Origin of the sequence: Pelosinus sp. UFO1 (assembly GCF_000725345.1) — a bacterium.
Taxonomy (GTDB): Bacteria; Bacillota; Negativicutes; order DSM-13327; family DSM-13327; genus Pelosinus.
Genome location: NZ_CP008852.1, coordinates 695,517 through 710,609 on the forward strand (window position 1 = coordinate 695,517; position 15,093 = coordinate 710,609).

The following is a 15,093-nucleotide window of genomic DNA, read 5'->3' on the forward strand; positions in this document are numbered from 1 at the left end:
TATGAAAAATTTAGGAATTTGTGCTCTTATGCCTCATCCTCCCATTATGATACCTGAAATAGGAAAAGGTGAGTTGGATAAAATAAAAAATACAGTTACTGCTGTTGAAGAAGCAGCAAGGAGGATCAAGGAGTTTAATCCCCAAACCATTGTTTTAATGACTCCTCATGGTCCCGCCTTTGAAGATGCGGTAAGTATTAGTGTTCACCCTCGGCTGAAAGGGAACTTCTCTTCCTTTGGAGTCCCAGATGTTTCTTTAGGATTTGAGACAGATAGTTTACTTGTAAGGCATATTCTTAAGAAAGCCGATCGCCTAGGCGTAAACATCGTAGAGTTAACAGATGACATGGCTAAGAACTATAGATTGAAGTTAGAACTTGACCACGGGGCATTGGTACCCCTTTATTATCTGTATAAAGCAGGATTTAAGGGACAATTGGTTCATATTTCAGTAGGTATGCTTTCCTATGAAGAGATGTATACCTTTGGTAAAGCAGTACAGGGAGCCATTGGCATGGTTGATAAGCGAGTTGTTGTCATTGCCTCTGGTGATTTGTCCCATCGATTAACCCCTGATGCACCTGCGGGCTATAGTCCCCAAGCTGCCGAATTCGATCGGCAGGTTATGGAAGCGGTAGAGAATGTAAACATAAAATCCCTACTAGAAATCGATCGGGATCTTGTAGAGGTTGCAGGAGAATGTGGCCTTAGACCGATCTTTTTTCTCATGGGAGTCGTGGGCGGGCTTAAAGCTACGGGAGAAAATCTGTCTTATGAAGGTCCCTTTGGTGTAGGTTATGGAGTATCCTTAATTAATGTGACTAAATAAGGTAGAAGGAGGTGTTAATTATGACTGATGAAAGTAGCGTTGTAGGACTAGCTAGGGCTAGTTTACAGCATTTTTTAGAGAAGGGCAGTGTTTTGCCAGTACCGAATACTTTGCCCGAAGAATTAAAGGGGCAGAAAGGCGCCTTTGTCTCTTTAAAGAAACAAGGCGAATTACGAGGCTGTATTGGTACCTTTAGGCCGACTCGATCTAACATTGCCAGTGAAATTATCTACAACGCGATTAGCGCTGGTACAGAAGATCCTAGATTTTGGCCAGTAGAATTAGAAGAACTGCCCGAAATTACGATTTCTGTAGACATATTAGAAGCACCGGAGCAAATAGACAGCGTGGACAAGCTAGATCCACAGCAGTATGGCGTGATCGTTAAACAGGGAAGACGAAGTGGACTCCTTTTACCCATGCTAGAGGGTGTTAACACTGTGGCAGAACAAATTAGCATAGCTAGAGAAAAAGCAGGCATTGGTGCTGAGGAAGAAATAGGACTATATCGATTTTCTGTAACCCGTTATACATAATGTTATCTATTTTTTTATTAAATGCTAAACTGAATAAGTGTTACGAACCACAAAGACACAATACCGCTACGCGGTACACAAAGAGGACGTCTATAGTGTTCTTTGTGTCTTTGTGGTTCAATAAGTTCGCTAAAAAATCATAATGGAGTGACTTAAATGCGGGAGGCTATGTATTATCGGCCCCATGAGCAAGGTTTGCGCTGCAGTCTATGTCCTAAAGAATGCATAATCAGAGAAGGAGCAACTGGTTTTTGCCGGGTACGTAAAAACATAGGCAATACACTATATACTGCAAATTATGGTGAGTGCTCGTCTTATGCTCTTGATCCTATAGAGAAAAAACCTTTATATCATTTTTATCCAGGTAGCACTATTTTATCTCTTGGTACTTGGGGTTGTAATTTTTCCTGTTCTTTCTGTCAGAACTGGGAGATTGCGCAAGAGGATCCTAAGACGATGAAACTGTCGCCAGATCAAGCAGTAGAATTGGCTAGACAAGAGAAGAAAAACAGGAATATAGGGTTAGCTTATACCTATTCTGAACCAAGTGTATGGTATGAATATGTTCTTGATACTGCTAAAGCTGTTAAGCAGGCAGGTATGAAAAATGTACTAATAACCAATGGTTTTATCAACCGAGAGCCTCTAGAGGAAATTCTGCCATATATTGATGCGATGAATATTGATATTAAGGCATTTAACAAAGAATACTACCAGAAGGTATGTGCAGGAGAGTTGGAAGATGTCAAAGAAACGGTAGCGTTAGCATCTTCTGCATGTCATGTAGAGATTACCACGCTGTTAGTTCCAGGGCTAAATGATAAAAAGGATGAAATTGAGCAATTGACCACTTGGTTGGGGAAGATAAATGCGGACATCCCTCTTCATTTTTCTCGATACTTTCCAAATTACAAAATGGATTTACCTTCGACTCCTGAAAGCACCATGATAATGGCGCAAGAAATAGCAAGGAAACAGTTACATTATGTATACCTTGGAAATTTGGGGGAAAAAGGGATTAATACATATTGTCCCCAATGTGATAAATTAGTTATTGATAGAAAAAAGTGGCAAAGTGAGATGGAGAATAGAAATATATGTCCTCAATGCAAAAATCCAATTCATATAATTGGTGAGGTTAGTATTTAAAAATACCTATTTTATAATCAAAAAGAGAGTAAAAGTACCCTACAATTAGCAAAATTGTAGGGTACTTTTGCGAAAGTATAGAGTAGTTTGTTTAGATAGCAGGAAATGGAGGAAAGTTGCATAATACTATCTTTTATGATACAAATGTTCTTAGAAGTTGATTGATTGTAGCAGGGAGAGGGTAATATGCCATTAGAACGTGTTAAAAAGTTTCTAAGTCAATTTCCTGACCTAGAAATCATTTTATTTGATCAAAGTACTCATACAGCAGAGCTAGCGGCGCAAGCATTAGGTGTTTTGCCAGCACAAATAGCAAAAACCCTAGTATTTCTTGCGGATACAGCACCATTATTGGTGGTAACCTGCGGTGATAAAAAAATAAATACCAAAAAACTAGCTAAGAATCTTAGTTGTAAAAAAGTCCGATTTGCCGATGAACAAACAGTGGTAGATGCTACTGGTTTTTTTCCAGGTGGTGTTTCGCCGATAGGATTGCTTACAGATGTACCTGTTTACTTAGACCAAAGTTTATGGGATTTTTCGATTGTTTACGCTGCGGCTGGTACTGCTAATTCGGCTTTGCCAATAAAACCTGACCGCTTATGTGAAATTACTAAAGCGAAAATCATTGACGTTTGTTGTTGAATTTGCAATGTGAAAATACCTAAGAACCACTTTCTATGGGAGTGGTTCTTAGTATTTATTAGAATAATTGATTTCATAAGTTTAGATAGCAAAAAACGAAGGAAATTAAGAATATTTGTCGAAGTTATTACGGATATGTGCATTTTTACCAACTACAGAAAAGCTGCTTTTCTCGCCTTGAGATTGCACTGTAGATAACTATAAACTGTTGTGGAGGCGAAGATGAAAGTAAAAGCTTCTTTTTTAGCTTTCCTAACCGTAGTAACCATTCTTTTTGGCGTGTTTGTTTTTACCAAAATAGATCAACAACAATATCAAGAAAAGGTTCGGGGAGAAGTGTTAGGTCAGTTGCGGGCCATCCAGGCTAAATTGGAAGGGGAGTTGAATGCGAGGTTATCGATAGAAAAAGGACTCAGCGCCTTTGTATTAACCCATCTTCAGATACATCCTCAGCATGAGATTACCCAAACAGAGCTAGAACAGTTTGGCACAGAATTTATGCCTCAATTTTCAGGAATAAAAAGTATTTCTTTAGTGCAAGACAGTATAATTACTCATGTATATCCTTTAAAAGGTAATGAAATAGCGATCGGCGCAAATATTTCTCTGTTAAATGATCAACGTAAGGTCTTTGAAATGGTAAAGGAAAGCCGAAGTAGTATGCTTGCTGGGCCAGTGAACTTGTTTCAAGGGGGGAGGAAGCTAATTAGTCGTACCCCGATTTATTGGACCCCTAAGGGCGGAGCGGAAGCAGTTTATTGGGGCCAAGTTAGTCTTGTGCTATCCCAAGAAACCTTATTTGCAGAAGCAGGGCTGTATGACCCAGCACTTTTAGTTGATGTTGCGATTCGTGGTCGGGATGGGCTGGGCAGCGAAGGAGAAGTATTTTGGGGTAATGAAGATGTTTTTACAGGGAACCCTGTTATTGTAAATGTGAAAGTTGGCAACGGCTCTTGGCAGTTAGCTGCAACACCCCTCTCCGGTTGGGAAGCCAAGAGTCCAAATTTTGTTTGGATTTGGGTGATAGGTGGATTCTTAGCTTTTACCTTAGGAGTATTAGTATGGTCGTTAATCTATACCCAGGAAATGCAGAAGTCCTTAAAATTAAGCGAAGAACGATTTCGCCAAATGTTTACCAAGCAAGAAGCGATTATGTATTTAGTAGACCCAGATACATTTGATATTATCGATGCGAACGAAGCAGCCCAAGCTTTTTATGGTTATAGTTTAGACATATTTAGAAAAATGAAAGTGACGGATTTAAATCTTCTCTCAGATCCAGAGATGAAAGAGATATTTACTACCGCATGCGGCGAAAGAAAAGGACACAAGGAATTTAAACACCGCTTGGCTACTGGGGATATTCGGGATGTTGAGGTTCATTCGACCTTGATACCTTTAAATACGAAAGAGTTTTTCTTTTCTATTGTTCATGATATTTCAGAGCGGAAGAAAGCAGAAGAGCGTTTGCAATATGTAACCTTTCATGATTCACTTACAGGCTTATATGCAAGGTCTTATTTTGATGAAGAAATACACCGCCTTGATCAACGTCTTAGCGGCGCAGTAGGTTTAATCGTTTGCGATTTAGATGGCTTAAAACTTGTCAACGATACTTTGGGTCATGAAAGTGGCGACCAAATGCTAATTAATGCTGCTACGATTCTCAGAAATTGTTTTCGCGGCAGCGATGTGGTAGCTAGAATTGGTGGTGACGAATTTGTTGTTATCATGAAGGACAGCTCTAAGGAGCAAATGCAAGAGGCTTGTGAGCGATTAAAGGATGGGATTCGGTCTCATAATAAGGAACACCAGGGAGTGCCTGTTAGCTTATCTATAGGATTTGCCATAAGTAATAGCCCACTACTAGTTATGAGAGAGCTTTTTAAAGAAGCCGATAACAATATGTACCGGGAAAAGCTGCACCGTGGCCAAAAGGCGCGCAGCGCAATTGTACAAACTGTTGTCGATCTTTTGGCGGAGCGAGATTATATCATGGAAGGGCACGGAGATCGATTACAAGAGATGGTTTCTAGCCTGGCGAAAGCAATCGGCTTATCCAAAAGAAAAATCAATGATTTATGTCTGTTAGCTCAGTTTCATGACATTGGAAAAGTAGGAGTACCCCAAAGTATTCTGCTTAAAAAAGATTCACTTACATTAGAAGAAACAATGGAAATGAGACGCCATTGTGAGATTGGTCAACGGATTGCATTGTCTTCACCAGATCTAACACCCATTGCAGATTGGATCTTGAAACATCAGGAATGGTGGGATGGTACAGGTTATCCCTTAGGGATAGCTGGAGAAGACATTCCTCTTGAATGCCGCATTTTAGCGATTGCAGACGCCTATGATGCTATGACAAATGATAGGCCATATCGTAAGGCTTTAAGTTCAACTGCCGCGATTCATGAGTTAAGGCGATGTGCGGGAACCCAATTTGATCCAGCACTAGTGGCAAAGTTTTGTGAAATTGTCGGGATTGATAGTTAGGGATAGAATAATTGTCCTAAATAGGAGTGCAAAATATAAAAATGCGGCATCCTATAGTAGGAAAAAGTAGTAAAAAACTATTGCATTATTATACATGTATAATGTATAATTATAAACATTATAAGGGGGGACGGCAATGAAAGTTAGTATTATCGGCGCAACAGGGTATACTGGGTCAGAATTATTGAGAATCTTGTTCAGTCATCCAGAAGTGGAAATTGCTAATATTACTTCAGAAAGCCAGACAGGTGGAAATATTACAGATGCATATCCTCATTTGGCAGGATGTTATGATAAAAAATTGACAAGTATGAAGGATCTTAGTCAATTTGCTGACAGTCAAGCTGTGTTTATTGGTTTACCCCATGGGCATGCTATGAGTATTGGAAAACAATTAGCCGATCAAGGTATTAAGGTCATTGATTTAGGAGCAGATTATCGTTTTCGTGATGAGTCAGTATATGAGGCTTGGTACAAGGTGCCACACACCCATTTAAATTCCGGCGCCGTGTACGGTCTAACTGAGTTGTACCGTGAACAGATAAGGGCGGCAAGCATTGTTGGTAATGCAGGTTGTTATACGACCGCCAGTATTTTGGCGTTAGCACCTTTAGCAAAATATCAATTAATCGATATGAAAAATATTGTAGTAGATGCGAAATCTGGAGTTTCAGGCGCAGGACGTGGACTTAGTCTAAATACCCACTTTACCGAGATGTCCGAAAATCTAAAAGCATATAATATAGGTGGTCATCGCCATACACCTGAAATTGAGCAGGCCTTGCAGGAACTCGCAGGGCAAGAATCAATTATTAGCTTCACGCCTCATTTGATTCCTATGGCAAGAGGAATCTTAAGCACTTGTTATGCTACTTTAAAAGAAGGGGTAACACCAGAAGCAATTGATCAGGCGTTTTATGAAATGTATGGGCAGGAATACTTTATTAGACTCCTAGGGAGGGGCGGGTATCCAGCGACGAAACATACAAGAGGATCTAATTTCTGTGACTTAGGCTGGCATATTGACACCCGCACGAATCGTGTGGTTGTTGTATCAGCGATTGATAATTTAGTTAAGGGGGCGGCAGGTCAAGCCGTACAGAACTTTAACGTAATGTTTGGTCTTAACGAAACTAGCGGTTTAAAACAAGTAGCTTTATATCCTTGATGTAGGATAGTTAAATAAGGAGGCATATTTATGTATACAGAAATTAAAGGTGGCATTACAGCACCAAAAGGATTTAAGGCTGCCGGAGTGCAAGCTGGAATAAAAAAGAGCGGTAAACATGATGTAGCAGTTATCTATAGTACGGTACCTGCCAGTGTAGCGGGAGTTTTTACGAAAAACACTATGGCAGCAGCTCCTGTTGCTGTTTCTCGTTTAGCTTTGGAAAGTGGCGTTGCTTCTGCCATTGTAGTTAACTCTGGCTGCGCGAATGCATGTACCGGTGAGCAGGGACTGCAAGATGCTATGGCTATGACAAAATTGACGGCTGAATTACTAAGTATACCAAAAGAAGACGTTCTTGTAGCATCTACTGGAATTATTGGCGTGACTCTCCCTATGGAAAAAGTAAATGCCGGTATTAAAGCAGCTGTTGCTGAGTTAGGTCAAGATGAACAAGAAAAATCCATGTTGGCGATTATGACTACAGATACTTTTCCCAAGAGCTGCGTTTATGAATTTGAGTTAGGTGGAGTTCCTGTACGAATTGCAGGCATTGCGAAAGGTTCAGGGATGATTCATCCGAATATGGCAACAATGCTAGCCTTTATCACTACGGATGCAGCCATTGCTCCTGCTATGCTAAAACAAGCACTGACGGATGCGGTCAACGTATCTTTTAATATGATATCCGTAGATGGAGACACTAGTACCAATGATATGGCAAGTGTCCTTGCTAATGGATTAGCAGGTAATAAAAAAATTGAGAGCATGGATGAAGATTATGCTGCCTTTACGAAAGTACTGACAGATGTATGTATTTATTTAGCAAAACAAATTGTCGTTGATGGTGAAGGGGCTACCAAATTTTTAGAAATAAAGGTACGGGGAGCTGTCAGTTTTGACGATGCAAAAAAAGCGGCTATGGCAATCTCTAAATCACCTTTGGTTAAAACCGCTTTCTTTGGTCAAGATGCGAATTGGGGACGTATCTTGTGTGCAGTAGGTTATTCGGAAGCAGCGGCCGACCCGACGAAAGTATCCTTGTCGATTGGTGATATGACCATTGTAAAACAAGGAATGGGAATTGCTCTTGATGAACAAGCACTCAAGAAAATTATGGCGGAAGAAGAGATTAAGGTAGTGGTAGACTTAGGGTTAGGCCAAGAGGAAGCTACCATGTGGACCTGCGACTTCTCCTACGAATATGTGAAAATTAATGGGGAATATCATACATAAGAGGGGGCTGGAATGTGAAGAATTCATTGGAAACTGCCGCGGTATTAATTGAGACTTTACCGTACATGCAAGATTTTTATGGCAAAACAGTTGTTATAAAATATGGCGGTAATGCTATGATTAATAGCGAACTAAAAAATAGCGTAATTCAAGATATTACTCTTTTAAAATATGTAGGCATGAGGCCTATTGTTGTACATGGCGGCGGTCCCGAGATTACTAGTGTTTTAAATAAATTAGGTAAAAAAACGGAATTTGTCAGTGGTCTTAGGGTAACAGATGCGGAAACCGTATCCATTGCAGAAATGGTCTTAGTAGGCAAAATTAATACAGAGATCGTAAATCTGTTAAATCGGAATGGCTCTAAAGCCGTAGGGTTAAGTGGTAAAGATGCAGATCTGATTATGGCCAAAAAACATTTTGCTGAAGTACATGAAAATGGCAAAGTCAGTATGGTAGATATCGGATTTGTCGGTGAAGTTGATAAGATCAATACGGATATATTAAATACACTCTTAGACAGTGGTTATATCCCCGTTATTGCACCGATTGGTGTAGGGAAAAGTGGGGAAAGTTATAATATTAATGCAGACTATGTTGCAGGGGAAGTTGCAGGAGCTTTGGGAGCGGAAAAATTGCTGATGCTTACGGATGTAGAAGGCATCTATCGTGATTATAAAGATAAAAGCTCCTTCATTTCCTCGTTATCCTTAGTAGAAGCGCAGAAAATGATTGCAGAGGGGTCCATTGGCGGCGGTATGATTCCTAAAGTGGAAACTTGTATCAAAGCTTTAGAAGGCGGCACTGGAAAAACCCATATTATTGATGGAAGGCAGCCTCACTCCATACTACTTGAAATTTTCACTTCTCAGGGAATTGGCACACAGGTTGTAAAGTAAGAGTGTTTTCATAAAACACTGAATATGAGGAGGGCGTAATGTGAATACACAAGATGTGATCCAAGTTGTTGAAGACTATTACATGCCAGTCTTTGCGCGCTACAACATTGTATTGTCCCATGGTGAAGGGCCTTATGTTTACGATAAGGATGGTAAAAAATATTTAGATTTCTTGGCAGGTATTGCTGTTAATGTGCTAGGCCATGCTCATCCGAAGTTAGTAACAGCCATTGCTGAGCAAGCTGGAAAATTAATTCATTGCTCGAACCTGTATTATACAGAGGTTCAAGCTAAGCTAGTAAAAAAACTAGCGGCAGTCAGTGGCTTAGATAAAGTATTTATTGCCAATAGTGGGGCAGAAGCCAATGAAGGGGCAATGAAGCTAGCCCGCAAATATGCAAAACAAATCAATCCGAATAAGGTGGAAATTATTACGGCTACCCATTGTTTTCACGGCCGTACCTTAGCAACCTTAACTGCTACTGCCCAACCTAAATACCAGGAAGGGTACGAACCTTTGCCTGGAGGTTTCAAGTATGTCCCATTTAATGATATAGAGGCTTTAAAAGCGGCTGTATCAGAAACGACTTGTGCAATTCTTTTGGAACCCATTCAAGGTGAAGGCGGCATTAACATGCCTGATGCAAGTTATTTTAAACAAGTTCGTGAATTATGTGATGAAACAGGAGTACTTTTAATTTTGGATGAGATCCAAACGGGTATGGGGCGTACGGGCACTATGTTTGCATATGAACAATTCGGTATTGTGCCTGACATTGTAACTATAGCCAAAGGATTAGGCGGAGGAGTACCAATTGGTGCTTTCATTGCTAGTGACAAAGTGGCTTCCGTGTTTCATAGTGGTGATCATGGTTCTACATTCGGCGGAAATCCATTAGCTTCCGCTGCAGCCAATGCAGTACTGGATGTTATGGAAAATGAGAAATTATTAGAAAATGCCGCTAACATAGGCAATTATTTAGAAAAAGGCTTATTAGTACTTCAAGCAAAATATCCTAAACTGATTACAGAAGTAAGGGGAAAAGGCTTGATGCTTGGAGCAGAGCTAACAGTTCCAGGTAGAGAAATTGTCAACCAATGCTTAATAAAGGGCGTCATTATAAACTGTACTGCAGGTAATGTATTACGGTTTGTACCACCACTTAATATTGAGCGGGTACATGTGGATGAAGTGCTAGCGGTATTAGATGCCGTACTAGCAGCAGTATAAAGGGTAAAAAAGAGAATTATATCACAAGGATGATATAAAGATGTATGGGGGTTTTTGTTGTGGGTATAGAGGTGAAAGATTTAATATCTATTCATGATTTGTCGACTAAGGAAATCAATGACATAATGGACTTGGCTAAAACGCTAAAGGCACAATTGAAAAACGGTGAAGAACATCATTTACTAAAAGGCAAAACCTTGGGAATGATCTTCCAAAAGGCTTCCACTCGTACAAGAGTATCCTTTGAAGTAGGTATGTGGCAGTTAGGTGGCGCAGCGTTATTTCTAAATGCGAATGATTTGCAGATTGGCCGAGGAGAACCTGTCAAAGATACTGCCCGTGTATTATCGCGGTATGTAGATGGTATCATGATTCGTACCTTTTCCCATGATGAAGTAATAGAACTAGCAGAGTATGCTACTATTCCAGTAATTAATGCTCTCACAGATTTGATGCATCCTTGCCAAGCACTAACCGATATCTTTACTGTTCTTGAACATAAGGGAAGATTGCAAGGCTTGAAAATGGCTTATATTGGCGATGGCAATAACATGGTAAATTCGCTGCTGCAGGCTTGCGCGAAAGTGGGGATGGATATCTCCATCGCAACTCCTAAAGGGTATGAACCCGATGCTGCAATTGTGGCAGAAGCACTAGAAGTTGCTGCTGTGACGGGGAGTAAGATTGTATTATGCCAAGATCCTTTTGAGGCAGCCAAGGATGCAGATGTTTTCTATACCGATGTATGGGCGAGTATGGGCAAAGAAATCGAGCAGGAAGATCGCCGAGAAGTATTCGTTAACTATCAGGTTAATGATGAACTTCTTAGTGTTGCAAAAGCCGATTCTATAGTGCTGCATTGTTTACCAGCTCATAGAGGAGAAGAAATTACAGAAGAAGTATTGGAAAGCGAACAATCCGTTGTTTTTGATCAAGCGGAAAACCGCCTTCACGTGCAAAAAGCAATTATGGTATTATTAATGGGAAAATAGAAAAGCTACATAAGGGGGATTATAAAGATGAGTGATATTAAAAAAGTCGTATTAGCGTATTCAGGAGGCTTAGATACCTCTGTTATTATTCCGTGGTTAAAAGAAAACTACAATTGTGAAGTAATTGCTATGTGCGCCGATGTAGGGCAAGGGGATGAATTGGCCCCTGTACATGATAAAGCGCTAAAATCAGGAGCTAGCAAAGTCTATATTGAAGATTTAAAACAAGAGTTTGTAGAAAGCTATGTTTGGCCTACTTTGAAGGCTGGTGCAGTGTATGAAGGAAAATATCTGTTAGGTACTTCTTTTGCTAGACCTATTATTGCCAAAGCATTAGTAGCCATTGCAGAAAAAGAAGGCGCAGATGCCATTGCTCATGGTGCTACAGGTAAGGGAAATGACCAAGTACGTTTTGAGCTTACCGTAAAAGCATTAGCACCTCATTTAAAAATTATTGCTCCTTGGAGACTTTGGGATATTCGCTCTCGTGAAGATGCTTTTGATTATGCAGAAAAACACAACATTCCTATTCCAGTAGCAAAGAGCCGTCCTTATAGCATGGATCGCAATATCTGGCATTTAAGTCATGAAGGCGCAGATTTAGAAAATCCAGCAAATGAGCCAATGGATGATGTTTATATGGTGTCAAAATCCCCTGAGAATGCACCAGACAAAGCAGCTTATGTAGACATTTGCTTTGAAAAAGGGATTCCAGTAGCCATTGATGGTGAAAAAATGGGTGCAGTAGCATTATTAGAAAAGCTAAACACTCTTGGTGCTGAACATGGTATTGGTATTACGGATATTGTAGAAAATCGTTTAGTCGGGATGAAATCTCGTGGCGTATATGAGAATCCAGGCGGATCGATTTTATACTATGCTCATAGAGAATTAGAGTATTTAACATTGGATCGTGCAACGATGCATTACAAAGAACAAGTTGCCATTCGTTATGCAGAACTTGTATATGACGGAATGTGGTTCTCTCCACTAAAAGAATCTCTTGATGCATTTGTGGATTCTACCCAGCAGACTGTAACTGGTACGGTTCGCTTGAAATTATATAAAGGCAATATCATGAGTGCTGGATCTAAATCTCCTTACTCTTTGTACCATGAAGGCTTTGTAACTTTTGGTCGTGACGAAGTGTATAACCAAAAAGATGCAGAAGGATTTATTAACCTTTTCGGCTTACCTTTAAAAGTAAGAGCGTTAATGATGAAAGAGGCGGAAAAGAAATGAGTAAGTTATGGGGCGGTAGATTTGCCAAAAATACAGATGTAATGGTGGAGGAATTTACCTCCTCCATTTCTTTTGATCAGCGCATGTACGGAGAAGACATTGCTGGAAGTATTGCTCATGCCACCATGCTGGCTAAATGCGGCATTATTGCACAGGAAGAAGCAGATACAATTATTGAAGGACTCAAAACTATTTTGGCTGATATTGAAGCTGGAAACTTCAGTTTTGAAATTGCCTTAGAAGATATTCATATGAATATCGAAAAAAGGTTAACAGACCGTATAGGAGCAGTCGGTGGAAAGCTTCATACAGCTCGTAGCCGTAATGACCAAGTAGCATTAGATACCCATATGTATTTAAAACACGAAATTGGGGCTATTGGTACATTAATCCAAGATTTGCAGCAGGCAATTGTGGAAGTAGCGCAAAAATATCAATCCGTAGTTATGCCTGGCTATACTCATTTGCAACGGGCGCAGCCCATTCTATTTTCTCATCATATGATGGCTTACTTTTTTATGTTAACCCGTGATTTTAGAAGATTAAAGGGTGTATGGGAAGGTACGGACATTATGCCACTAGGAGCAGGGGCACTTGCGGGTACAACTTTTCCCATTGATAGGCATTTTGTAGCGGAACAATTGAACTTTAGTAAGGTTTATGAAAATAGTATGGACGCTGTCAGCGATAGAGATTATATTTTAGAATTCTTATCTTGTGCTTCCATTCTCATGATGCACTTAAGCCGTATTAGTGAAGAAATTATTCTTTGGTCTTCGGCAGAATTTTCCTTTATTGAACTCGATGATAGTCATTGTACCGGTTCTAGCATCATGCCTCAGAAAAAAAATCCAGATGTGGCGGAACTAGTAAGAGGAAAAACAGGGCGGGTTTTTGGTCACTTAATGGCTTTATTGACGACAGCGAAAGGCTTGCCTCTTGCCTACAATAAAGACTTACAAGAAGACAAAGAGGGTATGTTTGATACCATTGATACCTTAAAATTCAGTTTAAGCGTCTATGCTTCCATGCTGAGAGCTATGAAAGTAAATGATAAGGTTATGGGAGCAGCAGTACGTAATGACTTTTCCAATGCTACCGACATGGCAGATTATTTAGTAAAAAAAGGACTGCCTTTCCGCCAAGCTCATGAGGTAGTAGGGAAATGCGTGGCCTATTGCTTAGGAAACGATAAATGGCTGATGGATTTATCCTTAGCTGAGTTCAAAGAATTTTCCCCCTTGTTCGAGTCTGACATTATAGAAGCGATAAAAGTAGAAACTTGTGTGGATGCGCGTAATTCTTATGGTGGAACTTCGTCTACGGGAGTAAAACGTGAATTTACGGTAGCCCAAGAGATCCTTTCAAAACAGCAAAGCGTACTTGACATGTATACAAAAGGCAATATATAATAACCATAAATGTTACAACGTTACACAATATACAGCTTTTTTTTTAATGACAAGGAGGCGCTCTGGTATGACTGAGATTGCAGTTAAAATGAAAGAAACAGTAGGTACTATGCCACCTGAGGAAAAATTGGGATTTGGCACATACTTTACGGATCATATGTTTACTATGGATTATAATCCACAGAAAGGTTGGCACAACCCTACCGTTGCCCCTTATAATGAGTTTTCTGTTTTTCCAGCGGCTATGGTTTTTCACTATGGGCAGGCTATCTTTGAAGGTATGAAAGCATTTCGGACGGAAGATGATCGCATTGTTATATTCCGTACCAAAGATTATTTGGAACGGTTCAATCGATCGGCGGATGCTCTTTGCATACCAAACATTGATGTGGCTGCAGTAACAGAAGGCTTAAAGAAAGTCGTGGAAGTTGATAAAAAGTGGGTACCAACGAAAGTCGGTACAGCTTTATATATCAGACCATTTATTATTGCTACAGATCCATATGTAGGGGTAAAAGTATCTGATACCTATAAATTATTCATTTTATTATCGCCAGTAGGAGCCTATTATGCGGCGGGATTTGATCCTGTTAGTATAAAAGTAGAAGATAAATATGTTCGTGCTACCTTAGGCGGTTTGGGAGAAGCAAAAACTCCTGCAAATTATGCAATGAGTCTTAGGGCGCAAGAAGAAGCAAAAAAAGAAGGCTTTGCTCAAGTATTGTGGTTAGATGCTGTGGAGCGTAAATATATTGAAGAAGTTGGTACGATGAATATCTTCTTCAAAATCAACGGTGAAATAGTTACTCCCGATTTAGTGGGTAGTATTTTAGGTGGTATGACAAGAAGAACTGTACTGGAACTGGCTAAGGCATGGGGGATAAAAACTTCTGAACGACGTATATCCGTGGAAGAAATTTTTGAAGCTCATGAAAAAGGTCAACTGGAAGAAGTGTTTGGTACAGGTACAGCTGCTGTTATTTCACCTGTTGGCGAATTGTCTTGGAAGGGCAAAAAAATTGTCATTAATCATAATAAGACAGGGGAATTTGCTCAAAAATTGTTTGATACAGTAACTGGTATACAATATGGTAAATTAGAAGATAAATTCAACTGGATTGATGAAGTAACGAAATTATAAGACGAGAATCGAAGCATATAAAATTAATACCTCCTTTTTTTAGGGAGGTATTAATTTTTTTTTTGACTAGAAGATAAATAATAAAGGTTTTCCGTAATATTGGGTAGAATAAATTAA

General features: G+C 39.8%; 13 protein-coding genes. All 13 read left to right on the forward strand.

The genetic code is table 11. The features are described from left to right. The first annotated feature begins 1 nt into the window (after window position 1). The 13 genes from amrB to UFO1_RS03165 all read left to right on the forward strand — a co-directional run bounded on the left by amrB (window position 2) and on the right by UFO1_RS03165 (window position 14,976). On the forward strand, window positions 2-829 hold the full coding sequence (amrB, locus tag UFO1_RS03105; protein ID WP_038667835.1) for an AmmeMemoRadiSam system protein B: 828 nt from the start codon (window positions 2-4) through the stop codon (window positions 827-829). 20 nt (window positions 830-849) lie between these two features. Continuing rightward, window positions 850-1,365, forward strand: coding sequence for an AmmeMemoRadiSam system protein A (amrA, locus tag UFO1_RS03110; protein WP_038667838.1), 516 nt, complete (start codon window positions 850-852; stop codon window positions 1,363-1,365). Between the two features lie 156 nt (window positions 1,366-1,521). Next, a complete protein-coding gene (gene amrS / locus UFO1_RS03115; RefSeq protein ID WP_038667841.1) occupies window positions 1,522-2,514 on the forward strand; it encodes an AmmeMemoRadiSam system radical SAM enzyme in 993 nt (330 codons plus the stop codon). 186 nt (window positions 2,515-2,700) lie between these two features. Beyond that, complete coding sequence (locus UFO1_RS03120; RefSeq protein ID WP_038667844.1) at window positions 2,701-3,159, forward strand: YbaK/EbsC family protein; 459 nt, start codon at window positions 2,701-2,703, stop codon at window positions 3,157-3,159. Window positions 3,160-3,381: 222 nt separating this feature from the next. After that, window positions 3,382-5,655 carry a diguanylate cyclase gene (locus tag UFO1_RS03125; protein ID WP_038667847.1) on the forward strand — a complete coding sequence of 758 codons (2,274 nt, stop codon included), beginning with the start codon at window positions 3,382-3,384 and terminating at the stop codon, window positions 5,653-5,655. 136 nt (window positions 5,656-5,791) lie between these two features. Next, window positions 5,792-6,823, forward strand: a complete 1,032-nt coding sequence (argC, locus tag UFO1_RS03130; RefSeq protein WP_038667849.1) for an N-acetyl-gamma-glutamyl-phosphate reductase — start codon at window positions 5,792-5,794, stop codon at window positions 6,821-6,823. Between the two features lie 30 nt (window positions 6,824-6,853). After that, window positions 6,854-8,059, forward strand: coding sequence for a bifunctional glutamate N-acetyltransferase/amino-acid acetyltransferase ArgJ (gene argJ / locus UFO1_RS03135; protein WP_038667852.1), 1,206 nt, complete (start codon window positions 6,854-6,856; stop codon window positions 8,057-8,059). Between the two features lie 14 nt (window positions 8,060-8,073). Further along, window positions 8,074-8,958: an acetylglutamate kinase gene (gene argB / locus UFO1_RS03140; protein WP_038667854.1), complete on the forward strand. Its 885-nt coding sequence runs from the start codon at window positions 8,074-8,076 to the stop codon at window positions 8,956-8,958. Window positions 8,959-8,998: 40 nt separating this feature from the next. Continuing rightward, window positions 8,999-10,189 carry an acetylornithine transaminase gene (locus UFO1_RS03145; protein WP_038667857.1) on the forward strand — a complete coding sequence of 397 codons (1,191 nt, stop codon included), beginning with the start codon at window positions 8,999-9,001 and terminating at the stop codon, window positions 10,187-10,189. A 59-nt stretch (window positions 10,190-10,248) separates the two neighbouring features. Continuing rightward, complete coding sequence (gene argF, locus UFO1_RS03150; RefSeq protein WP_084159915.1) at window positions 10,249-11,181, forward strand: ornithine carbamoyltransferase; 933 nt, start codon at window positions 10,249-10,251, stop codon at window positions 11,179-11,181. Between the two features lie 27 nt (window positions 11,182-11,208). Continuing rightward, complete coding sequence (locus tag UFO1_RS03155) at window positions 11,209-12,423, forward strand: argininosuccinate synthase (RefSeq protein WP_038667864.1); 1,215 nt, start codon at window positions 11,209-11,211, stop codon at window positions 12,421-12,423. After that, entirely contained in the window at window positions 12,420-13,835 is a 1,416-nt protein-coding gene (gene argH, locus UFO1_RS03160) for an argininosuccinate lyase (protein ID WP_038667868.1), read from the forward strand. The genes UFO1_RS03155 and argH overlap by 4 nt, the downstream gene beginning before the upstream one ends. Before the next feature lie 67 nt (window positions 13,836-13,902). Further along, complete coding sequence (locus UFO1_RS03165) at window positions 13,903-14,976, forward strand: branched-chain amino acid aminotransferase (protein WP_038667871.1); 1,074 nt, start codon at window positions 13,903-13,905, stop codon at window positions 14,974-14,976. The last annotated feature ends 117 nt before the right edge of the window (window positions 14,977-15,093 follow it).